Genomic DNA, 15,928 nt, shown 5'->3' on the forward strand with positions numbered 1-15,928 from the left:
GCCCCGTCCGAGGAGGAACCCCGTGCCCCGTCTGTTCGCCGCCCTCTACGACCACATCGGCGCCGGTTACGAGCGCACCGTGATGCGACCGCGCCGCCACGAGCTGCTGCGCGAGGCACACGGCACCGTCGTCGAACTCGGCGCCGGAACCGGCGCGAACCTCGATCTGTATCCCGACGACGTCGAGGTGCTGCTCACCGAGCCGGACCCACACATGCGCCGGCGGCTGCAGGCGCGGGCGGCGGACCACCGCGGCGTGCAGGTGCTGGACGCCGCGGCCGAGGCCCTGCCGCTCGACGACGCGACGGTCGACACGGTGGTCGCGACGCTGGTCCTCTGCAGCGTCGGCGACCCGTCGCGGGCACTGGCGGCGGTCCACCGGGTGCTGCGGCCGGGCGGTCGTCTGCTGTTCCTGGAGCACGTCCGCTCGCCCGAGCCGCGGATCGCCCGTTGGCAGGACCGCCTGGTCCCGGTCACCAGCCGCGTCGCCGGCAACTGCCACCCCAACCGCGACACGGTCGCCGCGGTCCGCGACGCCGGCTTCCGCATCAGCCACCTGGTCGAGCACGGCGGGGACGCGCTGACCGAACGCCTCCAACCCGTGGTGCAGGGCGTGGCGATCCGTACCTCGACGTCGCCAGCGTCGGGTCAGCCGGCGCCGGCCCGCGCCTGATCGAGCAGAGCCGCCAGCGTCGCGCGGCGGCCGTCCTCGGCCGCCTCCGCGAAGGCCGCGGCCCCCAGCGCCGTCTCGGCCCGAGCCCGAGCCCGCCGCGCGGTCGAATCCGGCCGCGCGTCCGCCGGGCGCAGGGCCGCGGCCGCACCGAGGCAGGCGGCGGCGGTGGCGGGCTGCCCGTCGCCGGCCAGGGTCGCCGCCAGTGCCTCGAGCCCCTGGCCCAGGAGCCAGCGGGCCGCACCGGCGCTGGTTTGCACGTCGGTCCCCGGTGGTAGCGAGTCGACGACGGCGGCCAGCGCGTCGAGGTGCCACCGGCGGGCCTCGGCGAACCGGCCGCCCAGTTCGGCGACGATGCCGAGCTGGTGTCGCTGGGCCACCGCCGACATCCCGAGGTCCAGCGACGCGAACCAGTCCAGCACCCGCTGGTGCAGGACCCGTGCCTCGTCGAGGTCACCGGCCGCGGCCGCGATCACCCCGGCCGCCTGGTCGGCGTGCCGGGCCACCAGGGTCGAGCCGAGGTCGTCGCCGAGCCGGCGTGCGCGGGCCACCGCCTCGCGGGCGCCGGCCAGATCGCCGGTCTCGACCAGTGCCAGCGCCAGCCGGGTCGCCAGCACCGCCTCGAGGTCCCGGAGCCGCAGCTCGGCCGCCAGCCGCAGCCCCTCGTCGGCGCCGGCGACCGCCTCGCCGAACCAGCCCGCCCACACGTCCAGCTGCGTGAGCGCGATGAGGGTCTGGACCTGCCCGAACCGGTCGCCCAGGGTCCGGAACCGCTCGCGGGCGGCCGTCATCCGCGTCCGGGCCGTGTCCAGGTCACCCAGCTGCAGGCAGCCCGTCGCCTCGACCAGTTCGACCGTGGCCAGCGCGAGCGCGTCGCCGGCCGACTGCGCCGCCACCCGTGCCGCGGCGAGATGCGCGTCGGCGGCCGTGACGTCGCCCACCTGCGTGGCTACGACGGCGCCGACGAGCTCGGCCAGCGCCCGGTCGTCGTCGCCGCCATGCCGGCGCAAGGTCTGGATCGCCGTGTCCAGCTCGTCGCGGCGCGTGTGGATCACCACGCGGTCCAGCGCGAGGTAGGTGCCCCACAGCGTGGCCAGGGCGCGGTCGCGCGCGTCGCCGTTGGCCGCCGCGAGCGCCAGCCAGCGCTCACCCTCGCGGCGGTGGCCGCTGAGATACCAGTACCAGCCCAGGCCGACCGCGACCGGGGTGATCCGTTCCACGCGGCCGGTCCCGGCCAGCCAGCGCAGGGCGGCACGCAGCTCGTCGAGCAGGTCGTCCAGCACCCGGGCGGCGCGCAACTGGTCGGCCGAGCGCAGCAGCGGAGCCGCCGCCAGGGCCCGGGTCGTGACGTGGGCGGCGTGCCGATCCGTCACGTGGTCCGCCTCCCCGGCGGTCACCAGCTGCTCGTGTCCGAACGCCCGCAGGGTCTCCAGCAGTCGGTAGCGGGGCGGGTCGGCATCGGGGCTCGCGACGACCAGCGACTTGTCGACGAGCCGGGTGAGCACGTCCAGGACGTCCGAGGTGGCCAACGCGTCCTCGCCGGTCGGGGTCGCGCCGTCGGAGCAGACCTCCTCGGCGTCGGCCAGCGTGACGTCGCCCGCGAACACGGCCAGCCGTCGCAGCAGCCGGCGCTCGTGCGTGTCGAGCAGGTCCCAGCTCCACTCGACGACGGCGCGGAGGGTCCGCTGCCGCGGCTGGGCGGTGCGGTCCCCGGCGGTCAGGAGCCGGAACCGGTCGTCCAGCCGTTCGGCGAGGTCGGCGATCCCGATCGTGCGCAGCCGCGCGGCCGCCAGCTCGAGTGCCAGCGGGATGCCGTCCAGCCGTCGGCACACCTCGCCGACCGCGGCGGCGTTGTCCGCCGTCAGGGCGAAGTCGGGTCGCACGCGGCTCGCGCGGTCCAGGAACAGCCGGACCGCCTCGACGTCGCCCACCTCCTGCGGGCCGCTCGCCTCCGGCGCCGGGGTGCGCAGCGACGCGACCGACCAGACCGCCTCCCCGGCGATGCCCAACGTCTCCCGGCTCGTGCACAGCAGGCGTGCCCGGCCGCCGGCGGACAGGACGTCCTGCGCGAACACGGCGACGCCGTCGACGACCTGCTCGCAGTTGTCGAGGACCAGCAGGGTCGGCCGCTGCCGCGTCGCCGCCACCACCCGGGCGGCGTCGTCGCCGGCGCCGGCACCCGCCGGCGAACCGGTGGTGGTCAGCCCGAGCGTCGAGGCGACCACCTCGGCGACCTGGGACGGGTCGGTGATGGTGGAGAGGTCGACGAACCAGGCGCCGCCGGGCAGCTCGCCGGCGCCCAGGACCCGCGTCGCCAACTCCAGCGCCAGCCGGGTCTTCCCGACCCCGCCGGGGCCGACCAGCGTCAACAGCGGACCGCCGTCGAACAGGTCCGCCACCCGGGGCAGTTCCTCCTCGCGCCCGACGAAGGTGGAGATCGGCCGCCGCAGGTTGCCGGCCGTCGCGCTCGGGCCGGTGCCGACGTCGGGCGGCGTCGGGGGCGCGACGCCCGCCGCGGGTGCCGCCACCGGGGGGTCGGGGTCCTGCTGGCGCAGCACGGCCTCGTAACGCTGCTGCAGCTCCGGGCCCGGGTCCAGGCCCAGCTCGTCGGCCAGGACCCGGCGGGCGTCGGCGAACACGGCCAGCGCGTCGGCCTGGCGGCCCGACCGGTACAGGGCCAGCATCAGCTGGGCGCGCAGACCTTCCCGCAGCGGGTGCTCGCGTACGAGGCGTTCGAGCTCCGGGACGAGCTGGGCGTGCGCACCGCGGCGCAGCAGCACCTCGACGCGGGTCTCCATGGCGGCCAGGCGGACTTCGGCGAGCCGGCCGATCTCCGGGTCGGCGAACGCGTGGCCGGCGAACTCCTCCAGGGCCTCGCCACGCCACTCGGCCAGTGCGGCGTCGAGGTGCGTCTGCGCCTCGTCCAGCCGCCCCGCGGCCAGCGCCCGCCGGCCCGCAGACAGACGCCGTTCGACGCGGGCGGCGTCGTGGTCGGCGGGCTCCAGCAGCAGTGCGTAGCCGGGCGGGCGTGACACCAGCACGTCGTGGCCGGCCGGACCGAGCGCCCGTCGCAGCCCGGCGACCTGCGACTGCAGGGCGTTGCGGGGGTTGGCCGGCAGCGCCCGCGGCCACAGCAGCTCGATCAGCTGGTCGGCGGCGACCACCTCACCGGCACGGACGAGCAGCGCCGCCAGCAGCAGGCGCTGTTTGGCTCCGGGGAGGTCGACGGGCCGACCGGCCACGCGCACCTCGAGCGGTCCCAGTACGCGGAAGTCCACGGCCCCGACGCTACTCGCTCGCTCCCGCGCACGAGCCGGAACGCGGTGGCAGCAGTGGCACGACAGCGCCGTGACAGCGCGGCCCGCGAGGGTGACGCCCGACGCCACAACCGACGACACGAAAGGATGGTGATCGAGATGGAGACGGTCGACCGCGACACCCTGCGCGACCTGCTCGCCGCGGACACCGGCACGCGCGTGGTCATGGCCATGGGGCCGCGCCGCTTCGCACAGGCCCACATCCCCGGCTCGGAGACGTTCGAGGACCTCGACGCGGCCCTCGACGCGCTGCAGCGGGACGAGGACATCGTCCTGTACTGCTCCGGCCCCGACTGCACGGCCAGCCGCTGGGCCCACCGGGTGCTGCAGAGCCGCGGCTACACCTCGGTGCGCCGGTACCCGGGCGGGCTCGCCGACTGGGACGCGGCCGGGCTGCCGCTGGCCTCCGACGACCAGCGCCGGGAGGTGGCGGCATGACGGGCACCCACCTGCTGCGCACCGCACCGGCCGTCGCCGTCCCACTGGTCACCGCGGCGCTGCTCGCCTGGCACCCGCGCGACCCCGAACTCGCCGTCGCGCTCGCCGACATCCCCGTGCGATGGGCCGCCATCCACCTCTGGCTGCTGCTGGCCATGCCGCTGCTCGCCCTGTTGCTGCGGGACGTGCTGCGCGGGATCGACGGGCGCGCCGCCGCCGCGGCACGCACCCTGGCGGTCCCCGCGGCGGCGCTCTACGCCGCGTTCGACGCGCTGGTCGGGTTGGCCACCGGACTCCTCGCCCGGCAGGCGGCGGCCCTGCCGCCAGCCCAGCGGGCCGGTGCGCAGGCGCTGGTGCAGTGGTGGTGGGAGGTCCCCGCGGTGGTCGGCTGGCTGTCGGCCGCCGCCGTGGCCTCGTGGGCCATCGCGGTGGCGGCCGCGGCGATCGCCGCGCACCGTGCCGGACGGGGTCCGCTGGTCGCCTACGCGCTGCTGGCCTGCGCGGTGCTGTTCGCAGCCGGACACCCGGGCCTGACCGGCGCGGTGGCGATGACGGCGTTCGCCGTGGCCGTCGCCGCGGCTCGTGCGGGGATCGGCAGTCGCGTCCCGCAGGTCGAGGCGGCGCGGCCGTGAACGCGCCCGTGATCGGCGGCCCCGAGCTGCGGCGCCGACTGGCCGCCGGCGAGCGCCTCTGGCTGGTGCACGCCGCTGGCCCGGTCAGCTTCCGGTCCGCCCACCTGCCCGGCGCCGTCGCCTTCCCGGACGACCGGCACCTGGAGCGGATGCTGCGCCGCGACGACCACGTGGTCGTCTACGGGGAGTCCCACGACGACCTGCGCAGTCGCGAACTCGCGGCCGGTCTGCATGCCCGTGGCTACCGGCACGCCCGGTGGTACGCCGGCGGGCTCACGGAGTGGCGGGCGAGCGGGGCACCCGTGGAGGGCGGCGGTGCGCGCCCGCCATCCCGGCCGTGAGGTCCCGGCCGGGGCTCACGCAGGTGCGCGCAGCATCGGCCACAGCGGTGGCGAGTCCAGCACCCGCACCTCGCCGAGGACCCGGAACCCGTGGCGCTCGTAGAGGGCCCGGTTGCGCGGCGACGACGCCTCGAGGTAGGCCGGCAGCCCGTCGCGGTCGCAACGTCGTGCGCCCTGGCGCAGCAGGGCCGAGCCGTGCCCGTGGCCCTGGTGGCTGGGGTCGACCCCGATGAGCGGCAGGTACCAGTGCACGTCGGTCGGGTGGAGCTCCGCGAGCGCCGTCAGCAACGCGAAGAGCCGCTCCCGGCGCTCCGGCGCCAGGATCTGCTCGACGAGGTCGGCGACCGCTTCGTCCGGTAGTTCCGTGTCGGGCGGGATCCACAGGGCCACGCCGGCGTCGTTCGCGGACCGGTCGGCGGTGCCGGCATCGCACGCCGTCCTCCCCATCAGTTCGGCGAGGGCCCGGAAGCCGGCGAGATAGTCGTCGGCCTCCGGCCACAGCCACCGCATGACCGGGTCGGTGGCGAAGGCGACGACCAGGGTCGCGCCGGCCTCCTGCGGGGTCGGGGGCGAGGTCGCCGGCCGGGCCGGCAGGGTGCTGGGTGCGGACACGGTCGGCGCCGTCATCGTGGTCTCCTCGTAGCGCGGGGTGTCACCGCCCGACGCTACGGAGACCGCGGTCGCCCGACCTGCGTGCTGGCACGCGTCCGACTACGCAGATCCGTCGCCGTTCGGTCAGCCCCGACCGAAGCGCCGCAGCCGCAGCGAGTTGGTGACCACGGACACGCTGGAGAACGCCATCGCGGCACCCGCGATCATCGGATCGAGCAAGCCGAGGGCCGCGACCGGGATGGCCGCGGTGTTGTAGGCGAACGCCCAGAACAGGTTCTGGCGGATCGTCCGGTGGGTGCGCCGGGACAGCTCGATGGCGCTCGCCACGCCGGCGAGGTCGCCGCGCATGAGGGTGAGGTCGCTGGACTCGATCGCGACGTCGGTGCCGGTGCCGATGGCGATGCCGAGGTCCGCCTGCACCAGCGCCGGTGCGTCGTTGACCCCGTCGCCGACCATGGCGACCACGTGCCCGCCGGCCTGCAGACGCTCGACCTCGGCCTGCTTGTCCTCGGGCAGCACCTCGGCCAGCACCCGGTCGATGCCGACCTGGTCGGCGATGGCCTGCGCGGTGCGCTGGTTGTCACCGGTGATCATGGCCACCCGCAGCCCCAGGCCGTGGAGCCGCGCGACCGCTTCGGCGGCGCCGTCCTTCAACGTGTCGGCGACCGCCAGCACACCACGGACCTCGCCGTCCCAGCCGGCGAACACGGCGGTGCGGCCCCGTGCCTCCAGCCCGGACGCGACCTCCTCGAGGTGTCCGGGCAGCACGAGCCCGGCCTCGGCCATCAGCTTGCGGCGGCCGACGGCGACCTCGACGGCGTCGACGACGCCGCGCACGCCCTGTCCGGCCACGCTGGCGAACCCGTGCGCCGCGGGCAGGGCGTCGTCGAGCCGGGCCCGTGCGCCGGCGGCGATGGCCTGACCGACGGGGTGCTCGGAGTCGGCCTCGACCGCACCAGCGGACCGGAGCAGGGTCGGCTCGTCGGTGGCGGCCGTCACCACGTCGGTGAGCGCCATCTCGCCCTTCGTGAGCGTGCCGGTCTTGTCGAACACGATCGTGTGGATCTCGTGCGTGCGCTCGAGCACGTCCATCGACTTGATCAGGATGCCCAGCTGGGCGCCCCGCCCGGTCCCGGTCATGGTCGCCATCGGCGTGGCCAGCCCGAGCGCGCACGGGCAGGCGATGATCAGCACCGCGACGGCCGCGAGCATCGCCTGCCCCGCGTCACCGCCGACCAGCGACCAGGCCGCGAACGTCAGCAGCGCGATCACGATCACGGTGGGCACGAACACGCCCGAGACCCGGTCGGCCAGGCGCTGCAGATCCGACTTGCCGGCCTGGGCGTCCTCCACCAGCCGCACGATCTGGGCCAGTGCGGTGTCGGCCCCGACCGCCGTCGCCCGGATCGTCAGCGCCCCCGAGGTGTTGACCGTCGCGCCGGCCACCGTCGCGCCGACCGTCTTGTCGACCGGCACGGACTCGCCGGTCAGCATGGACTCGTCGACCGCCGAGCCGCCGTCGACGACCTCGCCGTCGACCGGGATCTTCTCGCCCGGGCGGACCTTCAGCAGGTCGCCGACCTGCACCTGCTCGACCGGCACGAGGTGCTCGACCCCGTCGCGCAGGACCCGGGCCTCCTTGGCGCCCAGCTCCAGCAGCGATCGGATCGCGCGCCCGGCGTTGCCCTTCGCGCGGGCCTCGAGGTAGCGGCCCAGCACGATGAACGCGATGATCACGACCTGCGCCTCGTAGTACAGGTCGTGCCCGCCCGTGAACACCTCCCAGGTCGAGTACAGGTAGGCCGCCGAGGTGCCCATCGCGATGAGCGTGTCCATGTTGGCGCTGAGGTGGCGCGCCCGCCGGGCGGCCTCGCGCAGGAACGGCCAGCCGACGTGGAACTGGACCAGCGTCGCGACGACGGACTGCGCCGCCCGCATCCGCGGGTCCATCACCGCGAAGTCGTGGTAGAGCATCGTCGACAGCAGGAACAGCGCGGGCGCGGCCACCAGCGCCAGGCGCCGCCCCCACCCCCGCCGGTGCTCGGCTTCCGTGCGCTCCGCGCGAGCGGCCCGCTCGGCGGGCGTCGGGCCGGCCGCCACCGGGCGGCCCGCGCTGGCATCGGTGGCCTCGCCGGACGAGCTCGCCGGGTCCATGGCGGCCGTGCCCGACTCCACCGAGTAGCCGGCCGCCTCGATCACGCTCGGCCACGATGCCGGATCGGCGTCGGGCCCGGCCGTGACGGTGGCGACGCCGGTGGCGAAGTTCACCTGGGCGTCGACGACCCCGGGCTGCCTGGTCAGCGCCCGCTGCACGCGCGCGGAGCAGGATCCGCAGGTCATGCCGTCCACCTGCAGCGTGTGCACCGACGGTGCGGCAGGGGACGCCGGCGCCGGCTCGGGGACCAGCAGCGTGTAGCCGGCCCGGATCACGGCCTCGCGCAACTGGTCGAGGTCGACGTCGTCGGCGACCCGCACCCGGGCGTTGCCGGTGGCGAAGTTCACCTCGACGTCGGCGACCCCGGGCTGCTTGGCCAGCGTGCGCTGGACCCGGGCGGCACACGAGCCGCAGGTCATGCCCTCGACGGGGAGGTCGAGACGGTTCGTCGAGGTGTCGGTCGACATGGGATTCGCTTCCGGTCGGTCAGGACTTGACGAGACGCTCGATGGCGCGGGTGGCTTCGGTCACCATCGCGCGGGCCTTGTCGACGTCGCCCTCGGCGGCGGCGTTGGCGACGCAGTGGCCGACGTGCTCGTCGAGGAGGCCGATGGCGACGTTCTGCAGGGCACCGTTGACCGCGGCGATCTGCTGCAGGACGTCGATGCAGTAGACGTCCTCGTCGATCATCCGTTGCAGGCCGCGGACCTGGCCCTCGATGCGGCGCAGGCGCGCCTGGTACTGCTCCTTGGTCATCGTGTAGCCGCGCAACGAGGTCTCCTGTCCCGGTGCCCACTACGGTACTGGGGTATGCCTTCAGGTGGCAGACGCCGGTGCGGTCGCCACCGGTGGCGCCAACTGCACGCGGCGCAGCAGCTGGGCGTTCAGCGCCACGATCACGGTCGAGGTGCTCATCAGCACCGCGCCCAGCGCCATCGGCAGGACGAACCCGATCGGCGCCAGCAGGCCGGCCGCCAGCGGGATGGCCGCGAGGTTGTAGCCGGCCGCCCACCACAGGTTCTGCACCATCTTGCGGTAGCTGGCCGCCGACAGCCGCCGCACGGCGACCACACCGCGCGGATCGTCCGACGCGAGCACGATCCCGGCCGATTCGATGGCGACGTCGGTGCCCGCCCCGATGGCGATGCCGACGTCGGCGCGGGCGAGCGCCGGCGCGTCGTTGACGCCGTCGCCGACCATCGCCACGGTCAGGCCGCGCGCCTGCAGTTCGGCCACCTTGGCGTCCTTGTCCTCCGGCAGCACCTCGGCGAAGACCTCGTCGATGTCGAGTTCCGCCGCCACCGCCTCGGCGACCGGCCGCGCGTCGCCGGTGATCATCACGACCGTGACCCCGGCGGCGTGCAGTTGCTCGACCGCCTGACGCGACACGTCGCGGACCTCGTCCTCCAGGGCGACCGCACCCACGACCTCGTCGTCGCGGACCACGTGCAGCACGGCGGCACCGCGCCGCGACCACGCCGCCGTCCGCGCCGTCAGCGACGCCGGGACCTCGAGGTGGCGCTCGCGCAGCAGCGCCGGCCCGCCGACGGCGACCTCGCCCCCGTCGACCGCGGCCGCGACACCGCGGCCCGTCATGGACCGGAACCCCGAGGAGGCCGGCAGCGCACCGACCTGCTCGCGGGCGTGGGCGTGGATCGCCCGGGCCAGTGGGTGCTCCGAGTCCGCTTCGACGGCACCGGCCAGCCGGAGCACCTCGTCGGGCGTCGCCGTGCCGGCGGCCGCGACACCGGTGACGACGTGCTCGCCGCGGGTCAGCGTGCCGGTCTTGTCGAACAGCACGGCGTCGACCGTCCGCATCCGCTCGAGCGCGAGCCGGTCCTTGACGAGGATGCCCGACCGGGCCGACTTGGCGGTCGAGATGGCGGTCACGAGCGGGATCGCCAGCCCGAGCGCGTGCGGACAGGCGATCACCAGGACCGTCACGGTCCGGTCGAGCGCGAAGGCCGGTTGGCCGAGCAGGAGCCACACGACCGCGGTGACGGCGCCCGCGGCCAGGGCGACGTAGAAGAGCAGCGCCGCCGCGCGGTCGGCGAGGACCTGCGTCCGCGACCGCGACGCCTGCGCCTCGGTCACCATCCGCTGGATGCCGGCGAGCGCGGTCTGCTCACCGGTTGCGGTCACGCGCACACGCAGGCTCGCGTCGGCGACCACCGTGCCGGCGACGACACGGTCGCCGGGACGGCGGGTGACCGGCGTCGACTCGCCGGTGATCATCGACTCGTCGACGTCCGCGGTGCCCGCGACCACCTCGCCGTCGGCGGGCGTGCGCGCCCCGGGCCGTACCAGGACGAGGTCGCCGACGGCCAGGTCGCCGACCCGGACGTGCTCGACCTCGCCGTCCTCGCGGACGCGCTCGGCGTCGTCGGGCAGCAGCTCGGCCAGCGCCGCGAGCGCGCCGCGTGCCTGTCCGATGGCCCGCATCTCGATCCAGTGGCCAAGCAGCATGATCGCGATCAGCAGGGCCAGTTCCCACCACACCTCCTGCGAGAACCAGCCGAGCGAGGTGGCCATGGAGGCGAGGTAGGCCACCGTGATCGCCGTGGCGATCAGCAGCATCATGCCGGGCGTGCGGGCGCGAGCCTCCTGCAGGCCGCCGGTCAGGAACGGCCAGCCGCCGTAGAAGAACACCACCGAGCCCAGCACGGGCCCGATCCAGGCCGCGCCGGGGATCGCCGGCGCCTGGTAGCCGAGCAGGTCCTGGACGTGGTGGGACCAGACGACGACCGGGATCGTGAGCACCAGCGTGAGCCAGAACCGGTCACGGAAGCTGGCGGCGTGGTCGCCGTGGTCGTGGTGGACCCCGTGACCCGCACGCCCCTCGTGTCCCTCGTGGCCGCGCTCGCCGGCGGCGGCAGGGCGCGCCGCGTCGTCGGCCGCTTCGTCGTGGTGGACGTGCCGCACGGGCGCGGGTTCCGACGTGTGGCCGTGGCGCTGCATCGTCCTCGCCTCCGATCGAGGCCAGATACTCGTAGGGGGTATCCGGCCGTGCCCGCCACCATACCCCCGTAGGGTATTCCGTCAAGTGGCGGGTCGATCGGTCGCTGCCGGGCCGTCGGCGGGCGTCTACGGTGCCGGGCGCGGCGTCCACGCCGACGACGTCGCATCGGGAGACGACGACGTCGAGGAGCGAGGACGTGCCCAGCAGCGACGCCACCGTGACGGTCGAGGGCCTGACGGTCGACCGGGTCCTGTACGACTTCGTCGAGGACGCGCTGCTGCCGGGCAGCGGTGCGGACACCAGCCGGTTCTGGTCGGGGTTCGCCGAACTCGTGCGCGAGTTCACCCCGCGCAACCGCGACCTGCTCGCGGTCCGTGAGCAACTGCAGCAGGAGATCGACGCCTGGCACGTCAAGCACCGGGACGAACCGCACGACGCGGACGCCTACCGGGCCCTTCTCGAGGAGACCGGCTACCTGCGCCCGGAGCCGTCCGACGTCCGGATCCCTGCGGCCGCCGTGGACCCGGAGATCGGCGAGATCGCCGGGCCCCAACTGGTCGTCCCCGTCTCCAATCCCCGCTATGCCCTGAACGCCGTCAACGCGCGCTGGGGCTCGCTCTACGACGCGCTGTACGGCACGGACGCGCTGGGCGACCCGCCCCCGCCCGGACCGTACGACCCCGCGCGCGGCGCACGGGTCGTCGCCTGGGCGCGCGCCTTCCTCGACGACGTCGTGCCGCTGGAGGGTGCCGGCCACGGCGAGGTCACCGGCTACGAGGTGCGTGACGGTCGGCTGGTCGCCGCCACGCAGGACGGCGGGACCGCCGGCCTGCAGGACCCCGAGGCCTTCCTCGGCCACCTCGGGGAGGCGGCCGCGCCCGAGGGCATCCTGCTCGAGCACCACGGCCTGGGCATCCACCTCGTCGTCGACCGCGACCACCCGGTCGGCGCCGACGACCCGGCCGGCCTCGCCGACGTGAAGCTCGAGGCGGCCGTCACGGTCATCATGGACGCCGAGGACTCCGTCGCCGCCGTCGACGCCGTCGACAAGGTCGCGGTGTACGGCAACTGGCTCGGGCTGATGCGCGGCGACCTCACCACCCCCGTCGCCAAGGGCGATCGCAGCTTCGTCCGCCGGATCGAGCCAGACGTGGTCTGGACGGCCCCCGACGGTCAGCCGCTGCGCCGCCGACGCCGTGCCCTGCTGCTCGTGCGCAACGTCGGTCCGCTGATGACCACACCGGTCGTCCACGACGCCGACGGCCACGAGGTCTTCGAGGGCATCGTCGACGCCGTCTTCACGGTCCTGGCCGCCCGCCACGACCTCCAGCGCGCGCCCGAGGACCGCAACTCGGCCGTCGGCGCGGTCTACGTGGTCAAGCCCAAGCTGCACGGCCCCGACGAGGTCGCCTTCACCGTGGACCTGTTCGCCGCGGTCGAACGGCTGCTGGACCTGCCGGAGGGCACGATCCGGCTGGGGCTGATGGACGAGGAGCGGCGCACGTCGGTCAACCTCGCCGCCTGCATCCAGGCCGCCGGCGCCCGGCTCGCGTTCATCAACACCGGCTTCCTCGACCGCACCGGCGACGAGATCCACACCTCCATGGAGGCCGGGGCCATGGTCCGCAAGGCCGACATGAAGTCACAGCCGTGGCTGCAGGCCTACGAGGACCGAAACGTCGACATCGGTCTGGCCGCCGGCCTGCGCGGGCGGGCCCAGATCGGCAAGGGCATGTGGGCCGCGCCCGACCGCATGCACGCCATGCTCGAGGAGAAGATCGGCCACCCGCAGGCCGGGGCGAACTGTGCCTGGGTGCCCTCGCCGACGGCGGCGACCCTGCACGCGACCCACTACCACCGGGTCGACGTGCACGCCCGGCAGGCGGAACTGCTGGACCGGCCGATGGCGCCGCTCGACGATCTGCTGGCCATCCCGCTGGCGGACGGGCACGACTGGTCGGCCGAGGAGCGCCGGGCCGAGATCGACAACAACGTGCAGGGGATCCTCGGCTACGTCGTGCGCTGGATCGACCAGGGCGTCGGCTGCTCGAAGGTGCCGGACCTGTCGGGCACGGCGCTGATGGAGGACCGCGCCACGTGCCGGATCTCGTCCCAGCACGTCGCCAACTGGCTGCACCACGGCGTCGTGAACGAGGAGGAGGTGCTGGCCGCCTTCCGGCGGATGGCCGCCGTCGTCGACGAGCAGAACGCCGCCGACCCGCTGTACCGGCCGATGGCGCCCGACTTCGACGGGCCGGCGTTCGCGGCCGCGGTCGAACTCGTCCTCGCCGGGCGTGAGCAGCCCTCCGGCTACACCGAGCCGATCCTTCACCGCCGGCGGGCCGAGGCCAAGGCACGCTTCTGGGGGACCGGCGCCTGACCGCCCGTCTTCGGAGCCGCCGGTCGCGTCCGGAACGTCACGATCAGCACCACCGCCACCGCGATCACCGCGCCGGCCAGCAGGGTCTGGCCGGACAGGCGCTCGCCCAGGATCGCCCAGCCGAGTGCCACCGCCACGATCGGGTTGACGTAGGCGTAGGTCGCGACCGTCGCCGTCGGCAGGGTCCGCAGCGCGTAGCCGTAGGCGGAGAAGGCCACGATCGAACCGGCGCCGACGAGCCAGGCCAATGCCGCCAGGGACGCGGCGGAGACCTCGCCGACGCGCACGTCGGCCGGCTCACCGGTGGCGGCGCCCAACAGCAGTAGGACGACCCCGGCGACCAGCATCTGCATGGCGGTGCCCTGCAGGGGCTCCGGCGGCAGGGGTGCGGTGCGGGCCCGCAGCGAGCCGATCGCCCAGGACAGCGACCCGATCAGCACGATGCCGGCGCCGACGGCGTCGATCTCGCCGCCGACCCCCTCCCACGGGCGCACCAGCAGCAGGACGCCCGCGCTGCCCAGGACCAGGCCCGCGACCACCTGCCACCGCAGCCGGCCGCCGCCGGTCAGCCGGTCGAGCGCCACCATCCACAGCGGCACCGTGGCGACCAGCAGCGCTGCGATCCCGGACGGGATGGTCTGCTCCGCGAACGTGACCAGGCCGTTGCCGCCGACCAGCAGCAGCACGCCGACACCGGCCGCCGCCGCCCACTGGCGCCGGGTGGGCCGGGCGGCGGCCGGCCGCCGCCGCGCCAGCGGGTACAGCAACGTCCCGGCCAGCAGGAAGCGCACCCCGGCCATCGTGAACGGCGGCAGGGTCTCGATCGCCACCTTGATGCCGAGGTAGGTCGAGCCCCACAGCACGTAGACGGCCACCAGCGCCACCCACGGCAGCGCGCGACCCCGCGCCCGCGGCGGCGTCACCGGGCCCCTCGTGCGCCGACCAACGTGGCGGTGTCCACCACGTCGGCGAACTCGTCCTGCAGGCTGGCGGCGCTGACCCGCCGGATCGTCTCCGCGGGGATGATCGCGCCGTCCAGGTCACGGCGGTCGTAGGTGACGGTCGCGTCCAGGACGAACTGCACCTCGTAGCCGAGGTTGCCGGCCATGCGCGCGGTCGTCTCGCAGCAGTGGTTGGTGGTGAACCCGCAGATCGCGACGCGATCGACCCCGCGGGCGCGCAACCAGGCGTCCAGGTCGGGTTCGCCGTAGAAGCAGGAGTTCACCGACTTCACGACGAGCAGGTCCGGTTCGCCGTGGACGACCTCCAGGAAGGCGTTGCCCGGGGACGACGGGTGCAGCGGGGAGTCGGGGTGGACCGAGTCGTGACGCACGAAGACGATCGGCTCGCCATGCCGCCGCCAGGCCGTGATCAGCGCCGCGATGTGCTCCTCGCCGGCGGGGTTGTCCCGACGCCCCCAGTACGGGTCGTGGAACCCCTGCTGGGCGTCGACGACGATCAGGGCGGTGGGCATGACGGTGGCCTTCGTCCGGGAACGCGCGAACGATCGCCGACGGGCCCACGGCCGGCCACTGGCAGGGACGCCACGTTGCGAAAGCTTCCTGCCACGGGCGGCGCGGGCAGGCGCTCGTCGGGTGCCGGTCGGCGGGGCCCGTCTGCAAGTACGCGGCTCGGCAGACACCGGTTCAGGCGGGGCCTGCGGCGGTAGCCTGACCGGCCGTGGGCACGGGGAGGCGAGCGGTGCGCGTGCTGGTCGTCGAGGACGATCCGTCCGTGGGCGAGGCACTGATCGACGGCCTTCGACTGCAGGGCTTCGACCCGCACTGGGTCCGTACGGGCACCGAGGGGCTGGCGGCCGCCGCCGAGGCCGACGTGGTGCTCCTCGACCTCGGCCTGCCCGACCTGGACGGGCTCGAGGTGTGCCGGCGGCTGCGGGCGAGCTCCGACGTGGCGATCGTGGTGGTCAGCGCACGCGGCGAGGAGATCGACAAGGTGCTGGGCCTGGAGACGGGCGCCGACGACTACCTCGTCAAGCCCTTCTCCTCGCGGGAACTGGTCGCGCGCCTGCACGCGCTCGCCCGGCGGTTGGAGCGCATCGACCAGCGGCGCGCCGGAGCGCCGCCCGCGCGAGGGACCGCGTCCACCGGCGCGATCGTCCGCTACGGCGGGCTGGCGCTGGACCGTCGCACCCGCGCCGTCACCGTCGACGACGTCGCGGTGGACCTGACACCGAAGGAGTTCGACCTGCTCGCCGCCCTGCTCACGGACCCCGGGGCCGTCCGGCGACGCGAGGAGCTCATGGAGGAGGTCTGGGACGCGAACTGGTTCGGCTCCACGAAGACGCTCAACGTGCACGTGGCCTCGCTCCGGGCCAAGCTCGGCGACCCGGCCTGGATCGAGACCGTCCGGGGCGTCGGCTTCCGGGTGAGCCGGGTCCGGTGACCCGCGGACGGGCCGGCACGG

At 74.8% G+C, this 15,928-nt stretch carries 13 protein-coding genes; 6 read left to right on the top strand and 7 right to left on the bottom strand.

What is annotated here, in order from left to right; translation table 11 throughout:
• Positions 1-22 precede the first annotated feature (22 nt).
• A complete protein-coding gene (locus tag ACERM0_RS06995; protein WP_373677836.1) occupies positions 23-673 on the top strand; it encodes a class I SAM-dependent methyltransferase in 651 nt (216 codons plus the stop codon).
• Here ACERM0_RS06995 and ACERM0_RS07000 read toward each other — a convergent pair.
• Positions 649-3,948: a BTAD domain-containing putative transcriptional regulator gene (locus ACERM0_RS07000; protein ID WP_373677837.1), complete on the bottom strand. Its 3,300-nt coding sequence runs from the start codon at positions 3,946-3,948 to the stop codon at positions 649-651. The genes ACERM0_RS06995 and ACERM0_RS07000 overlap by 25 nt on opposite strands.
• A gap of 126 nt (positions 3,949-4,074) precedes the next feature.
• Between ACERM0_RS07000 and ACERM0_RS07005 the strand changes: the two genes are divergently transcribed.
• Genes ACERM0_RS07005 through ACERM0_RS07015 form a run of 3 tightly spaced genes read left to right on the top strand, consistent with a single transcriptional unit; the run spans position 4,075 to position 5,398 of the window.
• Positions 4,075-4,425, top strand: coding sequence for a rhodanese-like domain-containing protein (locus ACERM0_RS07005; protein ID WP_373677838.1), 351 nt, complete (start codon positions 4,075-4,077; stop codon positions 4,423-4,425).
• Entirely contained in the window at positions 4,422-5,057 is a 636-nt protein-coding gene (locus tag ACERM0_RS07010) for a hypothetical protein (protein WP_373677839.1), read from the top strand. Before ACERM0_RS07005 ends, ACERM0_RS07010 begins: the two co-directional genes overlap by 4 nt.
• Complete coding sequence (locus ACERM0_RS07015) at positions 5,054-5,398, top strand: rhodanese-like domain-containing protein (protein ID WP_373677840.1); 345 nt, start codon at positions 5,054-5,056, stop codon at positions 5,396-5,398. Before ACERM0_RS07010 ends, ACERM0_RS07015 begins: the two co-directional genes overlap by 4 nt.
• Positions 5,399-5,413: 15 nt before the next feature.
• On the opposite strand, the gene ACERM0_RS07020 is transcribed toward ACERM0_RS07015, so the two are convergent.
• The 4 genes from ACERM0_RS07020 to ACERM0_RS07035 form a co-directional block, all read right to left on the bottom strand.
• Positions 5,414-6,025 carry a GNAT family N-acetyltransferase gene (locus ACERM0_RS07020; RefSeq protein WP_373677841.1) on the bottom strand — a complete coding sequence of 204 codons (612 nt, stop codon included), beginning with the start codon at positions 6,023-6,025 and terminating at the stop codon, positions 5,414-5,416.
• A gap of 108 nt (positions 6,026-6,133) precedes the next feature.
• Positions 6,134-8,632 carry a heavy metal translocating P-type ATPase gene (locus ACERM0_RS07025; RefSeq protein WP_373677842.1) on the bottom strand — a complete coding sequence of 833 codons (2,499 nt, stop codon included), beginning with the start codon at positions 8,630-8,632 and terminating at the stop codon, positions 6,134-6,136.
• 19 nt (positions 8,633-8,651) lie between these two features.
• Positions 8,652-8,921 carry a metal-sensitive transcriptional regulator gene (locus ACERM0_RS07030; RefSeq protein WP_373677958.1) on the bottom strand — a complete coding sequence of 90 codons (270 nt, stop codon included), beginning with the start codon at positions 8,919-8,921 and terminating at the stop codon, positions 8,652-8,654.
• 60 nt (positions 8,922-8,981) lie between these two features.
• On the bottom strand, positions 8,982-11,123 hold the full coding sequence (locus ACERM0_RS07035; protein ID WP_373677843.1) for a heavy metal translocating P-type ATPase: 2,142 nt from the start codon (positions 11,121-11,123) through the stop codon (positions 8,982-8,984).
• A gap of 197 nt (positions 11,124-11,320) precedes the next feature.
• Between ACERM0_RS07035 and ACERM0_RS07040 the strand changes: the two genes are divergently transcribed.
• Positions 11,321-13,504: a malate synthase G gene (locus tag ACERM0_RS07040; RefSeq protein ID WP_373677844.1), complete on the top strand. Its 2,184-nt coding sequence runs from the start codon at positions 11,321-11,323 to the stop codon at positions 13,502-13,504.
• Here the strand turns inward: ACERM0_RS07040 and ACERM0_RS07045 are convergent.
• Positions 13,453-14,427: an EamA family transporter gene (locus tag ACERM0_RS07045; protein ID WP_373677845.1), complete on the bottom strand. Its 975-nt coding sequence runs from the start codon at positions 14,425-14,427 to the stop codon at positions 13,453-13,455. The genes ACERM0_RS07040 and ACERM0_RS07045 overlap by 52 nt on opposite strands.
• Complete coding sequence (locus ACERM0_RS07050; RefSeq protein ID WP_373677846.1) at positions 14,424-14,978, bottom strand: cysteine hydrolase family protein; 555 nt, start codon at positions 14,976-14,978, stop codon at positions 14,424-14,426. Before ACERM0_RS07050 ends, ACERM0_RS07045 begins: the two co-directional genes overlap by 4 nt.
• A 227-nt stretch (positions 14,979-15,205) precedes the next feature.
• Between ACERM0_RS07050 and ACERM0_RS07055 the strand changes: the two genes are divergently transcribed.
• The gene (locus tag ACERM0_RS07055) at positions 15,206-15,907 is read left to right on the top strand and encodes a response regulator transcription factor (RefSeq protein WP_373677847.1); all 702 of its coding nucleotides are present in this window, start codon (positions 15,206-15,208) and stop codon (positions 15,905-15,907) included.
• The last annotated feature ends 21 nt before the right edge of the window (positions 15,908-15,928 follow it).

This window comes from Egicoccus sp. AB-alg2 (genome assembly GCF_041821065.1).
Lineage (GTDB): Bacteria > Actinomycetota > Nitriliruptoria > Nitriliruptorales > Nitriliruptoraceae > Egicoccus.